This is a genomic window from Micromonospora sp. NPDC049004, from assembly GCF_040649315.1.
Lineage (GTDB): Bacteria > Actinomycetota > Actinomycetes > Mycobacteriales > Micromonosporaceae > Micromonospora.
The window spans coordinates 778694-797507 of sequence record NZ_JBEZFG010000001.1; the positions used below are offsets into that span (position 1 = coordinate 778694).

Annotated in this window: 19 protein-coding genes; 14 read left to right on the forward strand and 5 right to left on the reverse strand. The window is 72.8% G+C overall.

The genetic code is table 11. The features are described 5' to 3' along the window. Positions 1-5: 5 nt before the first annotated feature. The 4 genes from AB0B97_RS03490 to AB0B97_RS03505 all read left to right on the forward strand — a co-directional run bounded on the left by AB0B97_RS03490 (position 6) and on the right by AB0B97_RS03505 (position 2873). Entirely contained in the window at positions 6-251 is a 246-nt protein-coding gene (locus tag AB0B97_RS03490) for a hypothetical protein (protein ID WP_234581929.1), read from the forward strand. A 181-nt stretch (positions 252-432) separates the two neighbouring features. Then, positions 433-747, forward strand: a complete 315-nt coding sequence (gene tatA, locus AB0B97_RS03495; protein WP_124855346.1) for a Sec-independent protein translocase subunit TatA — start codon at positions 433-435, stop codon at positions 745-747. Between the two features lie 18 nt (positions 748-765). Further along, positions 766-1716, forward strand: a complete 951-nt coding sequence (tatC, locus tag AB0B97_RS03500; protein ID WP_234581928.1) for a twin-arginine translocase subunit TatC — start codon at positions 766-768, stop codon at positions 1714-1716. Positions 1717-1988: 272 nt separating this feature from the next. Then, positions 1989-2873: a diacylglycerol kinase family protein gene (locus AB0B97_RS03505; RefSeq protein ID WP_357490612.1), complete on the forward strand. Its 885-nt coding sequence runs from the start codon at positions 1989-1991 to the stop codon at positions 2871-2873. On the opposite strand, the gene AB0B97_RS03510 is transcribed toward AB0B97_RS03505, so the two are convergent. Together AB0B97_RS03510 and AB0B97_RS03515 are read right to left on the reverse strand one after the other, a co-directional pair. Continuing rightward, complete coding sequence (locus AB0B97_RS03510; protein WP_357490279.1) at positions 2836-3747, reverse strand: EamA family transporter; 912 nt, start codon at positions 3745-3747, stop codon at positions 2836-2838. The genes AB0B97_RS03505 and AB0B97_RS03510 overlap by 38 nt on opposite strands. Positions 3748-3942: 195 nt before the next feature. After that, the gene (locus tag AB0B97_RS03515; RefSeq protein WP_357490281.1) at positions 3943-4713 is read right to left on the reverse strand and encodes an HAD-IA family hydrolase; all 771 of its coding nucleotides are present in this window, start codon (positions 4711-4713) and stop codon (positions 3943-3945) included. 86 nt (positions 4714-4799) lie between these two features. Between AB0B97_RS03515 and AB0B97_RS03520 the strand changes: the two genes are divergently transcribed. Both AB0B97_RS03520 and AB0B97_RS03525 read left to right on the forward strand, forming a co-directional pair. Next, a complete protein-coding gene (locus AB0B97_RS03520; protein ID WP_357490282.1) occupies positions 4800-7601 on the forward strand; it encodes a DEAD/DEAH box helicase in 2802 nt (933 codons plus the stop codon). A gap of 165 nt (positions 7602-7766) precedes the next feature. Beyond that, complete coding sequence (locus AB0B97_RS03525; RefSeq protein ID WP_357490283.1) at positions 7767-8651, forward strand: MHYT domain-containing protein; 885 nt, start codon at positions 7767-7769, stop codon at positions 8649-8651. Between the two features lie 20 nt (positions 8652-8671). On the opposite strand, the gene AB0B97_RS03530 is transcribed toward AB0B97_RS03525, so the two are convergent. Then, positions 8672-9040 (reverse strand): nuclear transport factor 2 family protein, encoded by a 369-nt coding sequence (locus AB0B97_RS03530; RefSeq protein ID WP_357490285.1) that lies wholly within the window; start codon positions 9038-9040, stop codon positions 8672-8674. 130 nt (positions 9041-9170) lie between these two features. On the opposite strand from AB0B97_RS03530, the gene AB0B97_RS03535 reads away from it, so the two are divergent. The 7 genes from AB0B97_RS03535 (at position 9171) to AB0B97_RS03565 (ending at position 15632) form a co-directional block, all read left to right on the forward strand. After that, positions 9171-9989, forward strand: coding sequence for a helix-turn-helix transcriptional regulator (locus AB0B97_RS03535; protein WP_357490287.1), 819 nt, complete (start codon positions 9171-9173; stop codon positions 9987-9989). Between the two features lie 97 nt (positions 9990-10086). Beyond that, positions 10087-10938: a fumarylacetoacetate hydrolase family protein gene (locus AB0B97_RS03540; protein WP_357490288.1), complete on the forward strand. Its 852-nt coding sequence runs from the start codon at positions 10087-10089 to the stop codon at positions 10936-10938. After that, on the forward strand, positions 10935-11684 hold the full coding sequence (locus AB0B97_RS03545; RefSeq protein ID WP_357490290.1) for an SDR family oxidoreductase: 750 nt from the start codon (positions 10935-10937) through the stop codon (positions 11682-11684). The genes AB0B97_RS03540 and AB0B97_RS03545 overlap by 4 nt, the downstream gene beginning before the upstream one ends. 19 nt (positions 11685-11703) lie before the next feature. Then, positions 11704-12471, forward strand: coding sequence for a (Fe-S)-binding protein (locus AB0B97_RS03550; RefSeq protein WP_234581917.1), 768 nt, complete (start codon positions 11704-11706; stop codon positions 12469-12471). 20 nt (positions 12472-12491) lie between these two features. Next, a complete protein-coding gene (locus tag AB0B97_RS03555; RefSeq protein ID WP_357490614.1) occupies positions 12492-13928 on the forward strand; it encodes a LutB/LldF family L-lactate oxidation iron-sulfur protein in 1437 nt (478 codons plus the stop codon). Continuing rightward, positions 13910-14524: an LUD domain-containing protein gene (locus tag AB0B97_RS03560; protein ID WP_357490292.1), complete on the forward strand. Its 615-nt coding sequence runs from the start codon at positions 13910-13912 to the stop codon at positions 14522-14524. Before AB0B97_RS03555 ends, AB0B97_RS03560 begins: the two co-directional genes overlap by 19 nt. 124 nt (positions 14525-14648) lie before the next feature. Then, positions 14649-15632, forward strand: a complete 984-nt coding sequence (locus AB0B97_RS03565; protein WP_357490293.1) for a zinc-dependent alcohol dehydrogenase family protein — start codon at positions 14649-14651, stop codon at positions 15630-15632. A 17-nt stretch (positions 15633-15649) separates the two neighbouring features. Here the strand turns inward: AB0B97_RS03565 and AB0B97_RS03570 are convergent, their stop codons facing one another. Then, the gene (locus AB0B97_RS03570; protein ID WP_357490616.1) at positions 15650-15880 is read right to left on the reverse strand and encodes a winged helix-turn-helix domain-containing protein; all 231 of its coding nucleotides are present in this window, start codon (positions 15878-15880) and stop codon (positions 15650-15652) included. Between the two features lie 223 nt (positions 15881-16103). Between AB0B97_RS03570 and AB0B97_RS03575 the strand changes: the two genes are divergently transcribed. After that, on the forward strand, positions 16104-16316 hold the full coding sequence (locus AB0B97_RS03575) for a hypothetical protein (RefSeq protein ID WP_357490295.1): 213 nt from the start codon (positions 16104-16106) through the stop codon (positions 16314-16316). Between the two features lie 52 nt (positions 16317-16368). On the opposite strand, the gene AB0B97_RS03580 is transcribed toward AB0B97_RS03575, so the two are convergent. Beyond that, positions 16369-18813 (reverse strand): DUF4132 domain-containing protein, encoded by a 2445-nt coding sequence (locus AB0B97_RS03580; RefSeq protein WP_357490618.1) that lies wholly within the window; start codon positions 18811-18813, stop codon positions 16369-16371. Position 18814 lies beyond the last annotated feature (1 nt).

Consider the following 18814-nt stretch of genomic DNA (forward strand, 5'->3'; position numbering starts at 1 on the left):
CCGGCGTGCTGATCTGGATCGTGCTCGCGGTGGTGCTGCTCCCGCTCGTGGCGCTCGCGCTTGCCGTACGCCCGGTGGTGAGCCGGCTGCCCCAGCTGCGCCGCGCCGCGGTGGCGTTGCAGCGGCGGGCCACCGAGGCGGAGGCGCTACGGGAGACCGCCGAGGCGTTGCAGCAGCGCGCCGAGGGTGTCCAGCGCCAGCTCGACACCGCCCAGCAGCGACTCGCCGTGATCAAGGCCAAGCGCGGCTGACCGACCTCTGCCGGCCACCGCCGTCCCCCGGTCGGGTGGCGATGGTTGACTGATCATCGCGGTTGGTCAAGACTTCACCGGCCGGGCCCTGATCATCATCCCCGGCCTGTGGCATTCGGTCCATCCGCACGTACGATGGGCTGCGTATCACCCCCCGGACACAGAGCGACTGGAGCTTCTCATGGGTGCCCTCAAGCCGTGGCACATCGCAGTTCTCGTGGTTGTGCTGATCCTGCTCTTCGGTGCGAAGCGGCTTCCCGACGCGGCCCGCTCGCTGGGTCGCTCGCTGCGGATCATCAAGGCCGAGACCAAGAGCCTGCAGGACGACGACCGCGACCTGGCCGAGAAGGCCGACGCGCAGGCCGGCTACCAGCCGCTGCCGCCGCACGCCGGCCAGCAGGCGCCGTACGCCGGGCAGCCGCAGCAGGCGCCGTACCAGCAGGCGCCGCCGCAGCAGCCGGTCGTCGACCCGGTGCACCGCGTCCGCGACAACTGACCGAAGGGCCCCACCACAGTGGCCTTCGCCCTGCGTAAGCGCGGCCCGAGCACCTTCGAACGGGCCGCCGACGGCTCGATGACGCTCATCGAGCACGTCCGTGAGCTGCGTAATCGTCTGTTCCGCGCCTCGCTGGCGATCCTGGTCGGCTTCGGCTTCGGCATCTGGCTGGCCGAGCCGGTGCGGCACCTGCTGTCGCAGCCGTACTGCGACCTGCCGGGGTCGAAGGACGCGTCCGGCAAGTGCCTGTTCGTCCAGCTCGGCCCGGCGGACCTCTTCCTGTTGAACCTGAAGATCGGCCTCTGGGTGGGCCTGATCATCGCGGCGCCGATCTGGCTCTATCAGCTCTGGGCGTTCATCGCGCCCGGTCTGCACCGGCACGAGCGGCGCTACGCGTACGCGTTCACGGCCCTGGCGGCACCGCTCTTCGCCGCCGGCGCGGTGCTGGCGTTCTTCGTCACCGCCAAGGGCCTCGAGTTCCTGATGAACGTGTCCGGCGATGACATCTCGACGACCCTGGAGGTCACCCGCTACATCTCGTTCGTCACCAACCTGATCCTGCTGTTCGGTGTGGCGTTCGAGTTCCCGCTGATCGTGCTGATGCTCAACTTCGTGGGCCTCGCCAGCGCGAAGCGGCTGCTGAGCTGGTGGCGGGTGGCGATCTTCGTGTTCTTCGCGTTCTCCGCAGTGGTCACCCCCACGCCGGACCCGTTCGGGATGACCGCCCTGGCGGTCTGCCTCTCCGCGCTCTACTTCGGGGCGGTCGGGGTGGCGTTCATCAACGACCGGCGGCGTGGGCGGGGCAAGGAGGTCTACGCCGGTCTCGACGACGACGAGGTCTCGCCGCTGGAGTTCGACACGGACCCGGTCGTGGCCGGGCAGCGGGTCGACGCGACAGCGCCGATCGGTGCGCCCGAACCGATCGCGAAGCCGGCGCCCATCGAACGCCGCTACGACGACATGACCTGACGGCCCCGCGCCGCCGGAGTGCACCGACGCCGTCCCCGCCTGCCGGGGGCGGCGTCGTCGTGTCAGCGGCCCCGCAGGACGCTCACCCGACGCGCCGGCGGCGAGACTGATCGTGACGTCGGCCGCCCCGGGTGAACGGCGGGTGTCCGACCGGTACGGTGCTGCCCGTGACCGCAGACGATCACCTGTCCGGCCCGCCCACCGACGGCCCGGTCGAGCGCACCCCTTCCGCCGGCGACCCGGTCGAGCGCGCCCGGGATGAGGGTGGCCCGGTGGCCGTGCTCGTCAACCCGACGGCCGGCCGGGGACGGCACCGGGCGCTGCTGCCCCGGCTGCTGGACGGGCTGGCCGCCGCCGGCCGGCCGGTCCGGAAGCTGTCGGCGTCCGACCCGGACGAGGCGGAGGCGGCGTGTCGTACCGCGGTCGCCGACGGTGTCGACGCGCTTGTCGCCATCGGCGGGGACGGCACCGTGCACCGGGCCATGCAGGCCGTCGCCGGCACCGACGTGCCGTTCGGGCCGGTGCCGGCCGGCACCGGCAACGACTTCGCCCTCGACACCGGCTTCCCGGCCGATCCCGTCGCCGCCGTGGCGGTGATCGCCGAGGCGCTGCGGGCCGGTCGGACCCGCGTCGTCGACCTGGCGCGGATGACCGGCGTCGGCGGGGCCGAGCGCTGGTACGGGGCGGTCCTCGCGGCGGGCTTCGACGCGATCGTCAACGAGCGCGCCAACCGGATGCGCTGGCCGCGCGGCCCCCGCCGGTACGACGTGGCGATCGTGGTCGAGCTGGCCCGGCTCCGGCCGCGCCGCTACACGCTGCGCCTCGACGGGGTGCCGCACGAGCTGGACGCGGTGCTGGTGGCGGTGGGCAACTGCCCGACGTACGGCGGTGGGATGCGGATCTGTCCCGACGCCGACCCGACCGACGGGCTGCTCGACGTGGTGGTGGCCGGTCGCGTCGACCGGCGGACCCTGATCCGGGTCAAGCCGCGCATCTACCAGGGCACCCACGTGAGCCACCCGCTGGTGAGCAGCTACCGGGCCCGCACCGTGGAGTTGGCCGCCGACGACATCGTCACGTACGCCGACGGGGAACGCTCGCTGCGCCTGCCGGTGACGATCACCGCCGTGCCGGGGGCTCTGCGACTGCTGCTCTGACCCGTACCGCGCCGATGCTGGCGGCGATGACCAGCACGATGGCGGCGCATTCCAGGAGCGTGAGCGCCTGCCGCAGCACCAGCCATCCGGCGAGGGTGGCAATGGCCGGGCCGAGGCTCATCAGCACCGCGAAGGTGGCGGTGGGCATCCGGCGCAGCGCCAGCAGCTCCAGGGTGTACGGCAGTCCGGACGCGAGGACCGCGAGGGCGGTGCCCAGCGCCAGCACCTGCGGGTCGAGCAGGGCCGCGCCGCCGTCGACGATTCCCAGGGGCAGGGTGACCAGCGCGGCGAGGGTCAGCGCGAGGGCCAGCCCGTCCGCGCCCGGGAACCGGTCGCCGACCCGCGCGCTGAGCACGATGTACGCCGCCCACATGGCGCCCGCGCCGAACGCGAAGGCGACCCCCGCCGGGTTGAGCCGGTCGAAGCCGCCCTGCCCGAGCAGCGCCACCCCGGCCAGCGCGAGCCCCGCCCAGCACCAGCTCGCCAGCCGACGGGCGGTAAAGACCGACAGAGTGAGGGGGCCGAGCACCTCCAGGGTCACCGTCGGGCCGAGCGGGATCCGCTCGATGGCCTGGTAGAACAGCGAGTTCATGCCGGCCAGGGCCAGCCCGAACGCGCCGGCCGCGAGCCAGGCCGATCGGTCGTGCCCGCGCAGCCGGGGCCGGCACACGATGAGCAGCAGCACGGCCGAGATCGTCAGCCGCAGGGTGACCGCCCCGGCCACCCCGGTACGCGGAAAGAGCAGCGCGGCCAGGGCGGAGCCGAACTGCACCGACAGCGCCCCGCCGAGCACCAGCCCCACGGCGAGGACGCCGCCGCGGCGTTCGGGTGGCGCGTCGGTCGGCGCCGACGCGGGCAGCAGGGTGTCCGTCACGGCCCTGACGCTAGGCGGTCGGCTTCCGGGCTTCGCGCGCGGTGTCGACCTCCCGCCACCCGAATCACCTGGCCGGTCGGGCGGTGCGATCGTCTCCAGGACGGCGATGTGGGGGCATCTGAGCGCCCGGACAGCGCCATCCCGGCGATCTGGAGTCGATCACCGGTGTGGCCTCGGGGTGCGGCGTGGCCGGATTCAGGTTGGCAGGGCCAGGTCCAGGACCGCGCCGAGGCCGTTCTCCCGACCCGGGTCGGCGGCCGGGAGCACCAGCACCGCGCAGCCGGCGGCGACCGCGCCCGCGTCCGCCGGAGTGTCGCCGACCATCAGCGTCTGCTCGGGGTCGACGCCGAGCATCCCGCACGCCCGCCAGAAGATCGCCGGGTCGGGCTTGCAGCGCCCCACCTCGTACGACAGCACGAACGCGTCCACGAGGTCGGTCAACCCCCAGGCGTCGAAGTGCGGTCGCAGGTCGAAGCCGATGTTGCTGACCACCGCGACCCGCACACCGGCGTCGCGCAGCGCGGCCAGCGTGGGGGCGGTGTCCGGGTACGGCAGCCAGCCCTCGGCGACGAGCAGCCGCTCGTAGAGGGCGTCGGCGAAACCCTCGATGCCCGCGTCCACGGTTTCGGCCAGCCCCGTGTAGGCCCCCCGGTGCGCGTGCGCGTAGAGGTCCCGGTCGGCCCACAGCTCGGCCAGCCGGGGCGGCACCCGGGCCGGCAGGGGACCGCCCGCGCGGCCGGCGGTGAGCAGCCGGTCGGCCAGCGAGGTGGCGCGAACCCGGTCCAGGGTGACCCCGCAGGCGGCGGCGGCTTCGGTGACCCACTGCCGGGGCTCCTCCACCTGGGCCAGGGTGCCGTGGAAGTCGAAGAGCACCGCCTTGACGGGCCGTCGGGACGCCCGGGGGGCGCTGGCGTCCGCGACACTGCCCGGCGGACTGGTCTGGGGCGGTTCGGCATGGTCCGGCACGCCGTGCACCCTACCGACCGCCGCCGACGGCCCCCGCGCACGGCCTTGTCGGGTGTCGTGTCCCGGCACGCACTAATCTTGGTGCCATGTCGAGCCCCGCCGAGCGGTACGCAGCGGCACGCCGCCGGGCCGCGCAGACCGCGCAGTTCCCGGCACTGGACGAGTTCGCCCTCGACCTGGGGTTCGATCTCGACGACTTCCAGCGTGAGGCGTGTCAGTCGTTGGAGCGGGGCAGCGGCGTTCTGGTCTGCGCCCCCACCGGTGCCGGTAAGACGGTGGTCGGCGAGTTCGCCGTACACCTGGCGCTGCGCGGGCGGCCCGACGACCCGGCGGCGGCCGACGACGCCGCCACGCCACCCACCCGGCGCAAGTGCTTCTACACCACGCCGATCAAGGCGCTGTCCAACCAGAAGTACCACGATCTGGTCGCCCGGTACGGCGCCGAGCAGGTCGGCCTGCTCACCGGCGACAACGCGATCAACGGCGACGCGCCGGTGGTGGTGATGACCACCGAGGTGCTGCGCAACATGCTCTACGCGGGGTCCAGCACCCTGCAGGGGCTGGCGTACGTGGTGATGGACGAGGTGCACTACCTCGCCGACCGGTTCCGCGGGGGCGTGTGGGAAGAGGTGATCATCCACCTGCCCGCCTCGGTCACCCTGGTCTCGCTGTCGGCGACCGTGTCCAACGCCGAGGAGTTCGCCGACTGGCTGGTCACCGTGCGCGGCGAGACCGCGGTGGTGGTCAGCGAGCACCGGCCGGTGCCGCTGTGGCAGCACATGCTGGTCGGCAAGCGGATGTTCGACCTGTTCCACGACGCCGACGCCGCCCGCAAGCACGACGTGCACCCGGAGCTGCTGCGCTACACCCGGGACCAGATGCGCCGGCTGGAGCTGGGGGAGGGGCGCAGCGCCGGGCCGGGCGCCGGCCGGCGTGGCCCCCGCTGGCGTGGGCCGATGCGCCCGGACATCGTCGACCGGCTGGACCGCGAGGGGCTGCTGCCGGCGATCCTGTTCATCTTCAGCCGGGCCGGCTGCGCCGCCGCCGTGCAGCAGTGCCTCGCCGCCGGGCTGCGGCTCACCTCGCCCGACGAACGCGCCGAGATCCGCCGGGTGGTCGAGTCCCGGGTCACCGCCATTCCCGGCGAGGACCTGACGGTGCTGGGCTACTGGGAGTGGCTCGACGGCCTGGAGCGCGGCCTCGCGGCCCACCACGCCGGCATGTTGCCGGTGTTCAAGGAGATCGTCGAGGAGCTGTTCGTCCGGGGCCTGGTCAAGGCGGTCTTCGCCACCGAGACCCTCGCCCTGGGCATCAACATGCCGGCCCGCTGCGTGGTCCTGGAACGGCTGGTCAAGTACAACGGCGAGGCGCACGTCGACCTGACCCCGGGGGAGTACACCCAGCTCACCGGCCGCGCCGGTCGACGGGGCATCGACGTCGAGGGGCACGCCGTCGTGGTGTGGTCCCCGGAGACCGACCCGCGGCACGTGGCGGGGCTCGCCTCCACCCGCACCTATCCGCTGCGCTCCAGCTTCCGGCCCTCGTACAACATGGCGGTGAACCTGGTCGGCACGGTCGGCGCGGAGCCGGCCCGGGCGCTGCTGGAGTCCTCGTTCGCCCAGTTCCAGGCGGACCGGTCGGTGGTCGGCCTGGCCCGGCAGGTGCAGCGCAACACCGAGACCATCGAGGCGTACGGCGCCGAGGCCGCGTGCCACCACGGCGACTTCGACGAGTACTTCGCGCTGCGGGTGGCGATCGCCGACCGGGAGAAGGCCATCGCCCGGCAGGGGCAGACCCAGCGCAAGGCCGCCGCCGTGGCGTCGCTGGAGCGCCTGCGGATCGGTGACGTCATCCGGGTGCCGTCCGGCCGGCGGGCCGGCCTGGCCGTCGTGCTGGACCCGGCGACCGGCGGGTTCGGCGAACCGCGTCCGCTGGTGCTCACTCAGGACCGCTGGGCGGGGCGGGTCAGCCCCGGCGACTTCACCACCCCCGCCGAGGTGCTGGCCCGCATCCGGGTGCCCAAGCACTTCAACCACCGCTCGCCGGGTGCCCGGCGGGATCTGGCCGCCGAGGTCAGCGGCACCGGCCTGGACCGGCACGGCGGCCGGCGCGGCGGCCGGTCCCGGCAGACGCCCGGCGAGGACCACCGGCTCACCCAGCTCCGCACCGAGCTGCGTAACCATCCCTGCCACGCCTGCCCGGAGCGCGAGGAGCACGCCCGCTGGGCGGAGCGGCGTCGCCGTCTGGAGCGGGACACCGAGGAGCTGCGCGAGCGGGTGTCCGGGCGCACCGGGTCCCTCGCGCGGACCTTCGACCGGATCGTCGCGCTGCTGACCGACCGTGGTTACCTCGCCCGCGACGGCGCGGTCACCGACGCCGGTCGGATGCTCGGCCGGATCTGGACGGAAGCGGATCTGCTGGTCGCCGAGTGCCTGCGCCGACGGGTGTGGGACGGGCTCTCCCCGGCCGAGCTGGCCGCCGCGGTGTCCGTGGTGGTCTTCGAGGCGCGTCGCGACGTCGACGAGCGGGCGTCGCTGCCGCGCGGCCCGGTGGCCGACGCCGTCGACGAGACGCTGAAGCTGTGGGGCGAGATCGAGGCCGACGAGGCGGCGCGCGGTCTGGCCGCGACCCGGGAGCCGGATCTGGGCTTCGCCTGGCCGGTCTACCGGTGGGCGCGGGGCGAGGCGCTGGCCAAGGTGCTCGGCAGCGGGCACGAGATCGACGGGGACATGCCCGCCGGCGACTTCGTCAGGTGGGCGCGGCAGGTGGTCGACCTGCTCGGTCAACTTGCCGACTCCGGCGGCGCCTCGCCGGAGCTGCGCTCCACCGCTCGGCAGGCGATAGCGGCCATCAACCGGGGCGTGCTGGCGTACCACACCTCTGCCTGATAATCATTTTCGGTCAGCGTCGTTCTCGAACCGACGCATCGCACGGTCACCGCGACAGCACCCCCCGAACAGCCCGGGGGGCGCTGTTGCGCCTGGTCGGAGCACCCCCGATCATTGCCCGAGCGCCGTGCTTACGCGCCGGTAACGAATGGGGAGAGAACCGCCGTGGCGGACATCAATCACTTTGAGTACGGGTGGATCACACCCGCGCTGAGCTACGCGCTGTCCGTGCTCGGCTCGATCCTCGGGCTCGTCTGCGCCGGTCGCATCCGTACCGCCCGCACCGCCGGTCAGCGCGCCTGGTGGGGCCTGCTGGCCGCCTGGGCGCTCGGCGGCACCGCCATCTGGGCGATGCACTTCATGGCCATGCTCGGCTTCGCCGTCGACGGCGCCCGCATCCGGTACGACGTGCCCCTCACCGCCGCCAGCACCGTCATCGCGGTGGTGGCCGTCGGTATCGGCCTGGCCATCGTCGGCACCGGCCGGCTGAATCCGGTACGCCTCATCGCCGGTGGTGTCTTCACCGGCGCCGGCGTCGCCGCCATGCACTACACGGGCATGGCGGCGATGCGCCTCAACGGCAGCCTCGGCTACGACAGCACCCGCGTCATCCTCTCGGTGATCATCGCCGTCGTCGCCGCGACCGTCGCGCTGTGGCTCGCGATGACCGTCCGGCGCGGACTGGCGATCTTCGCGTCCGCGCTGGTCATGGGCGTCGCCGTGAACGGCATGCACTTCACCGGCATGAGCGCGCTCTCGGTGCACCTGCACGAACGCGCGGGCGGGGTGACCGGCACCGGGGTGAGCACGTTGCTGGTGCCGATCGTCGTGGCGGTGATCTTCGGGGTGGTCGGGCTGCTCTACGCACTGCTCGCCGCGCCCACCGACGACGACCGGGCCGCCGCCGCGTACCTCGACGCGCGCCGGGTACCGGAGCCGGCCCCGGCCGTGCCGGTGACCGCTCCGGACCCGGTCGGGCTGCGTGCCCGCTCCACCCTCGGGCAGCCCGGTACCCCGTTCCCGTCGCGCCGGGACACCCCGCCGCGCTGACACCCGGCACGCGGGGACGTTCAGGCCACCGGGACCCGGTCCAGGAAGCCGAGCACCTGGCGGAGCTGCCCGTTGCCGTCCAGCACGGCGACGTCGAAGCCCACGACCGGCGCCTCGACCCCGTCGGGCCCCAGCTCCCAGGTGAACCGGAGCTGGTCGTGGTGGCCGTCGACCGGACCGGCCAGCCGGAACGTCATGCCGGGAAACTGGCCCTGCACGGCCGCGATCGTCGCGTCGATCGCGTCCCGGCCCTCGGCGACGGTGAGCGGGTCGACGTAACGGGCATCGGAGGCCCAGACGTCGGCGATCTCGGTGCGACGGCGGGCCGGGTCGGTCTCGTTCCAGATCGCGATGTACCGCTCGGCCAGCGCGTCGAAGCTCGTACCCATGACTTCTCTCCTCATTGACGGGCGGCGGTGGGCGCCGCTCTCGGGACAGATGGTTGCGGCCGGCCGGGGCGCTGTCGATTACGTCGGAGGTAATGGTCCGCGCACCGGCGCGCTCACTAGGGTCGGTCGCGTGACGACGACGACCAGGCCGGTACGACGGGTCGGAGAGCTGCTGCGCGACTGGCGCCGGAGCCGCCGGATGAGCCAACTGGACCTGTCGATCGAGACGGGGATCTCGGCTCGACACCTGAGCTTCGTGGAGACCGGAAGGTCCCGGCCGAGCCCCGAGCTGATCCTGCGGCTGGCCGAGCAGCTCGACGTGCCGCTGGCGGACCGCAACACGATCCTGCTCGCCGGCGGGTACGCGCCCGCCTACCCCCGCCACGAGCTGGACGACCCGGAGCTGGTGCCGGTGCGCGCCGCCGTACGGCGGATCCTCGACGGCCACGGCCCGTATCCGGCGGTGCTCATCGACAGGCACTGGCAGCTCGTGGAGGCCAACTCCGCCGTGGCGTTGTTCACCGAGGGCGCGGCGCCGCACCTGCTCGTCCCTCCGGTCAACGTCCTGCGGCTCAGCCTGCACCCCGACGGGATGGCCCCGCGGATCGGCAACCTGCCCGAGTGGCGGACGCACCTGCTCACCCGGCTGCGCCAGACGGCCGTCGCCACCGGCGACGCGGCTCTGCACGACCTGCACGAGGAGCTGCGCGGCTATCCCGGCGACAACTGCCGTCCTTTGGCCATGGACGACCCGGTCTCGCGGGTCGCGGTCGGGCTCCGGTACCGCCACCACGGCCGGGACCTGTCCTTCCTCAGCACCACCACCGTGTTCGGCACCCCGCTGGATGTCACGGTCGCCGGGTTGGCCGTCGAGTCGTTCTTCCCCGCCGACGCGGCGACGCTGCGTGCCCTGGGCGTACGGGGCGGCGGCGACGTCCCACGGAGCTGACCGAGGTGATCCCGCCGTGCCGGCCGCGGGGAGTGGCGGTGTTGAATGCGGGGGTGTCCGCCACCCGCCGGTCCGTCCGGACACGAAGGAGAGTGAGATGAACTTCCAGCGCCTCGGCCCGAGCGGCCAGGAGATCCCTGTCGTCACGCGCGACGGTACGACCTTCGACCTGCGGCCGCTCACCGCCGACCTGGACGGGGCGTTCTGGGCGTCGGACGGGATCGCGCGGACGCGGGTGGCGCTCGACAGTGGCGAGCTGGCCGAGCTGCCCGACGCGGACAGCCTGCGGGTGGGAGCTCCGGTCGCCCGACCCCACAAGGTCGTCTGCATCGGACTCAACTACCGCGATCACGCGGCGGAGACGGGTGCGGCGCTGCCGGCCGAGCCGGTGGTCTTCATGAAGGACCCGATGACCATCGTCGGGCCGTACGACGACGTTCTCGTTCCGCGCGGCTCGACGAAGACCGACTGGGAGGTCGAACTCGCGGTCGTCGTCGGCTCGACCATCCGCTACGCCGACTCTCCGCAGGAGGCCATGCGGCACATCGCGGGGTACGCGGTGTCGCACGACGTCTCCGAGCGCGCGTTCCAGTTGGAGCGCGGGGGCCAGTGGGACAAGGGCAAGAGCTGCGAGACCTTCAACCCGCTGGGGCCGAGCCTGGTGCCGGCCGACGAGATCGACGACCCGCAGTCGCTGGCGCTGCGGTTGTGGGTCAACGGGGTTCTCCGCCAGGACGGGTCCACCAAGGACATGATCTTCCCCGTGGCGCACGTCGTCTGGTATCTCAGCCAGTTCATGGTCCTGTACCCCGGCGACGTCATCAACACCGGTACGCCCGCCGGGGTGGCGCTGGGTCTCCCGGACCACCCGTACCTGCGCGCCGGCGACGTGGTGGAGCTGGAGGTCGCCGGCCTGGGGCGGGCACGCCAGACGTTGGTGGCGGCATGAGCGCGGAGTTCGCCGGGCTGGCGGCGCTGGTCACGGGCGGCTCCTCCGGCATCGGCCGCGCCACCGCCGTGGAGCTGCGCGAGCGGGGCGCCCGGGTGGCCGTCCTCGACCTCGACCCGAGCGGCCTGCCGGAGGGCATCGTCGGCATCGCCGCCGACGTGTCGAGCCGACCGTCGGTGCAGCAGGCGGTAGCCGCGGCGGCCGACGCGCTCGGCGGCATCGACGTGGTGGTCAACAACGCCGGGATCGGCGCGACCGGGACCGTCGCCGACCAGACCGACGACGAGTGGCACCGCGTTCTCGACGTCAACGTGGTGGGGATGGCGCGCGTCGTCAGCGCGGCCCTGTCCTGGCTGCGCCGCTCGGAGCACGCGTCGGTAGTCAATCTCTCGTCCATCGCCGCGCTCAACGGCCTGCCCGGCCGGGCGCTCTACTCGGCCAGCAAGGGCGCCGTGCTGTCGCTGACCCTCGCCATGGCCACCGACCACGTCCGCGAGGGCATCCGGTTCAACTGCGTCTGCCCCGGTACCGCCGACACGCCCTGGGTGGGACGGCTGCTGGCGCAGGCGGACGACCCGGCCGCCGAGCGCGTGGCGCTGCAGGCCCGCCAGCCCATCGGACGACTGGTGACGCCGGCGGAGGTCGCGAACGCGATCGTCTACCTCGCGTCGCCGCTGTCGGCGTCGACCACGGGTACGGTGTTGGACGTCGACGGTGGGGTCACCCATCTGCGGGTCCGGCCGTGACGATGGGCGGGGGTGTGCCGTGCGGATCGCGCTGTTCGTGACCTGCCTGGCCGACACCATGTTCCCGCAGGCGGCCACCGCGACGGTGCGTCTGCTGGAGCGGCTCGGCCACGACGTGGTCTTCCCGACCGAGCAGACCTGCTGCGGGCAGATGCACGTGAACACCGGCTACCCGCGCGAGGCCGTTCCCCTGGTACGCCGGCACGTGCGGGTCTTCGACCCGTACGACGTGATCGTCGCGCCGTCGGGCTCCTGCGTCGGGTCGGTGCGGCACCAGCACGCGATGGTGGCCCGGCGGGCCGGCGACGTACGGCTGGCCAGTCGGGCCGAGTCGGTGGCCGGGCGGACGTACGAGCTGTCGGAGCTGCTCGTCGACGTGCTCGGGGTGACCGACGTGGGCGCGTACTACCCGCACCGGGTCACCTACCATCCGACCTGCCACTCCCTGCGGATGCTGCGGGTGGGCGACCGGCCGCGACAGTTGCTGCGCGCGGTGCGCGGGCTCGACCTGGTGGAGTTGCCGGCGGCGGAGCAGTGCTGCGGGTTCGGCGGCACGTTCGCCGTGAAGAACCCGGAGACGTCCACGGCGATGCTTGCGGACAAGATGCGCCACGTGCTCGCCACCGGCGCCGACGTGTGCGCCGCCGGGGACGTCTCGTGTCTCATGCACATCGGCGGCGGTCTGTCGCGGCTGCGGACCGGGGTGCGCACCGTGCACCTCGCCGAGATCCTGGCCTCGACCGAGCAGAGCGGCACGCCCAGTGCCCGATCGGCGGTCCGGTCGTGACCCGCCGGACGTACCTCGGCATGCCGGCGACCGCGCCACCGGTGACCGCGCCGGCCGGCGTGGGGCACCTGCGCGGCGACGAGTCGTTCCCGGACGCCGCGCGGCGGAGCCTTGCCGACCCGCAACTGCGGCGCAACCTGCGCCACGCCACGACGACGATCCGGGCCAAGTCCGCGGGCGTGATCGACGAGCAGGCGGACTGGGAGCAGTTGCGCGCGGCGGGCGCGGCGATCAAGGCCGACACCCTGCACCGCCTGCCCGACCTGCTGGAACAGCTCGAGGAGAAGGTCACCGGGGCCGGCGGCGTGGTGCACTGGGCGGCGGACGCCATCGAGGCCAACCGCATCGTCACCGACCTCGTCCGCGCGGCCGGCGCGGACCGGGTCATCAAGGTCAAATCCATGGCGACCCAGGAGATCGGCCTCAACGAGGCCCTCGAAGGGGCCGGGATCACCCCCGTGGAGACGGACCTGGCGGAGCTGATCGTGCAGCTCGGCGACGACCGGCCGAGCCACATCCTGGTGCCCGCGATCCACCGCAACCGGGCCGAGATCCGGGAGATCTTCCTGCGCGAGATGCCCGGCGTCGACCCGGCGCTCACCGACGACCCGACGGCCCTCGCGGCCGCCGCGCGCCGGTTCCTGCGCGAGACCTTCCTGAGTACGCCGGTGGCGGTGTCCGGCGCGAACTTCGCCGTCGCCGAGACGGGCACCCTGGCCGTGGTCGAGTCCGAGGGCAACGGGCGGATGTGCCTGACCGTGCCGGACACCCTCATCACCGTGATGGGCGTGGAGAAGGTGGTGCCGACCTGGCGGGACCTGGAGGTCTTCCTCCAGCTGCTGCCGCGGGCGTCGACGGGGGAGCGGATGAACCCGTACACCTCGATGTGGACGGGCGTGACCCCGGGCGACGGACCGCAGGCGTTCCACCTGGTCCTGCTCGACAACGGGCGCAGCGCGGTGCTCGCCGACGAGGTCGGCCGGCAGGCGCTGCGGTGTATCCGCTGCTCGGCGTGCCTCAACGTGTGCCCGGTCTACGAGCGCGCCGGCGGCCACGCCTACGGGTCGGTGTACCCGGGGCCCATCGGGGCGGTGTTGTCACCCCAGCTCACCGGCATCGAGGACAACGCCTCCCTGCCGTACGCGTCGACGCTCTGCGGCGCCTGTTACGACGCGTGCCCCGTCAAAATCAACATCCCGGAGCTGCTGGTGCACCTGCGTGCCGAGGCCGTCGAGTCGCGACCGCGGCCCACCGCCGAGTCGATCGCGATGGCCGCCGCCGCGTACACGATGGACCGACCCCGGCTGTACGCGGCCGGGCAGCGCGCCGCGCGGCTGAGCCGGCTCGCCGGTCGGCGTGGCCGCGGGCTGCCCCCACCGCTGAACGGCTGGACCGCCAGCCGGGACCTGCCCGAGCCGCCGGCGCAGACGTTCCGCGAATGGTGGGCCGGGCGGTGACCTCCCGGGACCTCGTCCTCGGCCGGCTGCGGGCCGCGCTCGCCACCGGCGGCCCCGCGCCGGCACCGGTGTCCCGCGACTACGTCCAGGCCGACACCGTCGATGTGGACCAGTTGGCGCAGCGGCTGACCGACTACCGGGCGCACGTGCACCGGGCCACCGAGGCGGCCGTCGCCGCCACGATCGCCGACCTCCTGCCGGCGGGGGCCACCGTCGTCGTACCGCCGGGTCTGCCGCCCGCCTGGCTGCCGTCGACGGTGACCACGCTGACCGACGACGGCCTCGACCACGGGCGGATCGGGGCCTCGGACGCCGTCGTCACCGCCGCCGCCGTCGCCATCGCGCAGACCGGAACGATCGTCCTGGACGGCTCGCCCGATCAGGGCCGGCGGGTGCTGAGCCTCCTGCCGGACCGGCACGTGTGCGTGGTCCGCGCCGAGCAGGTGGTGGCCACCGTGCCCGAGGCCCTGGCGCGGCTGACGCCGCACCGCCCGCTGACCTGGATCAGTGGCCCGTCGGCCACCAGCGACATCGAGTTGATCCGCGTCGAAGGGGTGCACGGCCCCCGCCACCTGCACGTCGTCCTGCTGCCCTGACCACGCCCCGCGAGGCGCCCTTCGACGCGCCTCCAAACGGCACGGCTTTTCCTGATGCCGCCTCGTCGGCGCTCCCGTGCGGGCATCGTTACAGGCATCACGCACAAAGGGGCGAGGTGGCGTCATGCGCGCGGTAGTGCTCAGCGAATTCGGCGGCCCGCTGGTCGTCCAGGAGGTCGACACGCCGGTCCCTGGCGCGGGGCAGGTGCTCGTCCGCATCGCGGCAAGTGGCGTCAACCCGTTGGACACGAAGATCCGCCAGGGGAAGGCCCCGCACGCCCGCAACAATCCGCCGGTCGTCCTCGGTCTGGACCTGGCGGGAGTCGTGGCGGAGGTCGGGCCCGGTGTCGTCGGCTTCGCCCCGGGTGACGAGGTGTACGGGCTCACCGGCGGGGTCGGTGATGTCCAGGGATCGCTCGCCGAGTACGCGGCGGTCGACGCCCGGCTGCTGGCCCGGACGGCGGAATCGTTGAGCCTGCGCGAGGCGGCGGCTCTGCCGCTGGCCGTCATCACCAGTTGGGAGGCGCTGGTGCACCGGGCGCAGGTGCGGGCGGGCCAGCGGGTCCTGGTGCACGGCGGGGCCGGCGGTGTCGGGCAGGTCGCGATCCAGATCGCCCGAGCCCGCGGCGCGGAGGTCTTCGCCACCGGTTCATCCCGGAACCTGGAGACCATCGCGCGGCTCGGCGCGACGCCTATCGACTACAACGCCACCGAGGTGGCGGACTACGTGGCCGCGCACACCGGCGGCGACGGCTTCGACGTCGTCTTCGACACCGTCGGCGGCGCCACCCTGGACAGGTCCTTCACCGCCGTGCGCACCTACACCGGCCGCGTCGTGAGCGCCCTCGGATGGGGTACGCACAGCCTGGCGCCGCTGTCGTTCCGGGGCGCCAGCTACTCGGGGGTCTTCACCCTGTTGCCGCTGCTGACCGGTCAGGGGCGTGACGCGCACGGCGAGATCCTGCGCGAGGCCAGCGCGCTTGCCGACGCGGGAGCGCTGCGCCCGCTGGTCGATCCCCGACGGTTCACGCTGGACACCGTCGCGGACGCCCACGCCGTCGTGGAGGCCGGCACCAGCACGGGCAAGATCGTCATCGACGTGCCCTGAGCTCACCGAGCCTGCTATTAGGGTTGCCCAGCTTCAGCGACGTAGACACCTTTACCGGGATGCCCCTCGACCAACCCGCGGTCCTTGAGGATGGTCATGACCCGGTTGATAGTGGAGATGTGCACGGCGTGCTGTTCGGCCAGCTCCCGCGTGGACGGTAGCTTCTCGCCCGGCGCAAGCTCTCCGGACTTGATCTTTCCGGCGATGTCGTTGGCTATGCGCCGGTAGTCCACTCTCTCGGTCGGCATGACTCGATCTCCGTAGGTCCCCTGGTTTCGGCGCTTCAATTCGATCACGGGAGGACCTGTTCCAACAAGTTTCATGAGCATCAAGACTTGACTTGCTCCTACAGGTAGGAATAGGTTGAATCGCGGTTGGGTTCCCTGGTTTCGGCAAACTCCTGGGTCCCGGCCGCCTGCCCACCTGAGGGAGCGCGACGCCCTCAGGTGGGACCTCATCATCGTTGGGAAGGTGCTGACCGTGCCGATCGACGAACCGGTGTCCAAGGCGACCGAGCTGTTCATGGCGAAGCGGGTGCTCGACGCGCACTGGACTCGCGCAATCGGTCGGCCATGGCGGGTGGGTGGTTGCCTGGAGTGCAAAGGTCGCAACGACTGCCCGCAGCTTGATTGGGCGATCGCACTGACAGCAGAGATGGCAGCCTTGATGTTTCAGAAGCGCTGACGTCGTTGTCAGCGGTTGTTGTCCATTTAGATGCGGATGGCGACGCCAACCCTCATCGGCCCGCGACACTCCCCAGTTGGCTCAGCACGGTGGGGTCGGTGATCCGGTCGTCGGCGGCGAGCATGATCGCCTTGGACAGGATCGTGGAGAGCATGGGGTCGTCGTCGAACGGCAGGTGCAGCCGCCCGGTCTGGGCGCGCGCGGCGACGATGCACAGGTACGCGTCGTCGGGCTCCATCATGACGTTGCCCGACCCGAGGTGGATCCGGTACGCGCCCAGGTTGCCGCGCACCCGCAGATACCGGTCCGTGAGGTCCACCCGGTCGGCGGTGGCCATCCGGGGCAGCAGCCGCGCGAGCGCGTCCCGGCGTACCTGCGCCGACGGGGTCAGCTCCGCCACTGCCGTGCGCTGCCAGTAGGCGGAGAACCGGTCCTCGCCGCGATCGGCCCACTGCGGGTCGGTGGCGATCGAGGTGACGCCGACGAACAGGTCGACGTCGCGCATGGCTTCGCTGAACACCAGCGGTGGCACGTCGATGACAGGTGCGGGGACCCACGTCGTCCCGTCGAGCCGGGCGAAGCGCACCTGGTCGGTCGAGCAGTACTCGACGTCGTAGTGGTGTGGATCCGGGTTATCGACGAGCGCGTGGTGAAAGGACGCCCGCCACGCGCCACCGCCGAAGATTTTGGTGGCTTCGCTGTCGTACCCGCCGTCCCAGGTCCCGAGGTAGCCGGCCTGCCAGCCACGGGCGCGCAGCAGGGCGTTGGCCTGCCGGTAGCGCAGGATGTGCCCGGCGAACCGGTTGGAGTAGGTGTGTGTCTTCTCCTCGGCCGGCGTGCGCGGGTAGACCTCCCGGAAGACCTGCTTGAACGGCTGCGTCAGACCGGTGGAGACCAGGTGGCCGCGCCAGGCCAACACGTCGGCGGTGCTCGCGCGGACGGGATGCCACAACCGGACCGACCCGGGCGCGAGGGCCCGGCCGTCCCGGTCGACGATCGTCCAGCCGTCGCCGTCCCGTCGGGGCAGGCCGGCCGTCCAGCGCTGGCCGTCGGTGCTGGTCTCCCACAGCAGCCGCCGCCCGTAGATCGCCGTGACCGGGTGGTCGAGGAAGCGCGACGACCAGTCCGGGTACGACCAGGTGCGCTCCTCCGACAGCAGTCCCTCGACCCGCTGGCGCTCGCTGACAAGCGTCGCGCCGACCTGCTTGACCACAGCCCGCAACCGGGCGAGATCGTCCCCATGGGACTGCTTCACCTGAGCCGGGACGCCCTTGAGGGTGACGCCGTCGCGGGCGAAGACCAGGCGTGCCCGCTCGCCCACGATCTCGACGGTCGCCTCGTACGGGCCGACAGGTGTGTGCAGGCACCCGTCCGGCCCGAGCCCGTGGTCGTCGACGGCCAACTCCATGACCTCGCTGAGCGACCACCCGCGCCGAGCGCCGAGCTGGGTCAGCGCGGCCTGGACCCGGCTGCGCACGGCCTTGTTGCGGACCGTCATCGCCAACCGGGCCAGCGTGCGCAGCGGCACGTCGCCGTCGCGGTCGGCCAGCAGGCGTACCGCCGCGATCGCCGTGCGCGGGGCGTGCGGGAATCCGGCGGCCTCGCGGGGCGCTGCCGCCGCGCAGGCGGTGGCTCGGGCCAGCAGGTCCGTCGCCCCCTCGTCGGGCTCCCGCGACAACGCCCAGACGAGGCCGCGCAGGAGGCGGTCCGCGTCGTCGTGGACGGTGCGCCCGTGGGCGGTGAACGCGTCGAGAAGCCGGCGGAGCACCTGCCGGCTGCCGGGCGCGGCCGCGAGCAGTTCGTCGAGGCGGCGCAGCCACTTCGCGGTCGCCGCCGGTTTGTCCAGCGCGGCGCAGTGCATGAGCACCTCCGGCACCCCGGGCGCGGTAAGGGCGGCCCCCAGATCGGCGCGTACGGCGGGCCCGAAGGCGTCCCCGTCGTGCAGCAGCGACGACGGCAGGCGGCTGCCGGTGGTGCGGTCGATGGCCCGGCCGAGCAGCGTCACGACGCGTCGGCGGGTCTTCGCCGCGATGAAGTAGTCGTCGACCAGCTCACTGACCAGGGCAGACAACGCCGGCACCAGGTCGGCCAGCTCGGCGGCCGTCAGGCGCGGCGCGATCAGGGCGGGCAGCTCCAGGTGGGCGCCGTTGTCGAAGCCGTCACCGTCGGCGACGACCTCCAGGCACCACACCAGGTCCGCCCGCGTGAACGGGACGTCCTCGGTGGCGAGGCTGCGTACCACGTCGTTCAGCGCGGTGGGGGTCGAGCCGTCCGCCGACTCCCGGTGCATGGCCAGGGCGGCACGGCGACGCTCCTCGGCCGGCCACGACTCGACCGCGGTCCACTCCGGCACGCTTGTCACCGAGGAACCCCAGAAGTACGTGCTCGCGATCCGCAGCACCCCCCGGATCCGTTCGTCGGCCTCGGGAACACCGGTCTCCACCTGTCGCCGGTCCGCGTCGCTCAGGTGGGGCAGGAGTGCCGTCCAGTCGCCCATG

What these genes read in the sequence shown, in the direction of transcription:
- tatA (WP_124855346.1), top strand. Translation starts at nt 433, where the DNA reads ATGGGTGCCCTCAAGCCGTGGCACATCGCAGTTCTCGTGGTTGTGCTG.
- AB0B97_RS03520 (WP_357490282.1), top strand. Translation starts at nt 4,800, where the DNA reads ATGTCGAGCCCCGCCGAGCGGTACGCAGCGGCACGCCGCCGGGCCGCG.
- AB0B97_RS03530 (WP_357490285.1), bottom strand. Translation starts at nt 9,040, where the DNA reads ATGGGTACGAGCTTCGACGCGCTGGCCGAGCGGTACATCGCGATCTGG.
- AB0B97_RS03540 (WP_357490288.1), top strand. Translation starts at nt 10,087, where the DNA reads ATGAACTTCCAGCGCCTCGGCCCGAGCGGCCAGGAGATCCCTGTCGTC.
- AB0B97_RS03545 (WP_357490290.1), top strand. Translation starts at nt 10,935, where the DNA reads ATGAGCGCGGAGTTCGCCGGGCTGGCGGCGCTGGTCACGGGCGGCTCC.
- AB0B97_RS03555 (WP_357490614.1), top strand. Translation starts at nt 12,492, where the DNA reads ATGCCGGCGACCGCGCCACCGGTGACCGCGCCGGCCGGCGTGGGGCAC.
- AB0B97_RS03560 (WP_357490292.1), top strand. Translation starts at nt 13,910, where the DNA reads ATGGTGGGCCGGGCGGTGACCTCCCGGGACCTCGTCCTCGGCCGGCTG.
- AB0B97_RS03565 (WP_357490293.1), top strand. Translation starts at nt 14,649, where the DNA reads ATGCGCGCGGTAGTGCTCAGCGAATTCGGCGGCCCGCTGGTCGTCCAG.
- AB0B97_RS03570 (WP_357490616.1), bottom strand. Translation starts at nt 15,880, where the DNA reads ATGCCGACCGAGAGAGTGGACTACCGGCGCATAGCCAACGACATCGCC.
- AB0B97_RS03580 (WP_357490618.1), bottom strand. Translation starts at nt 18,813, where the DNA reads ATGGGCGACTGGACGGCACTCCTGCCCCACCTGAGCGACGCGGACCGG.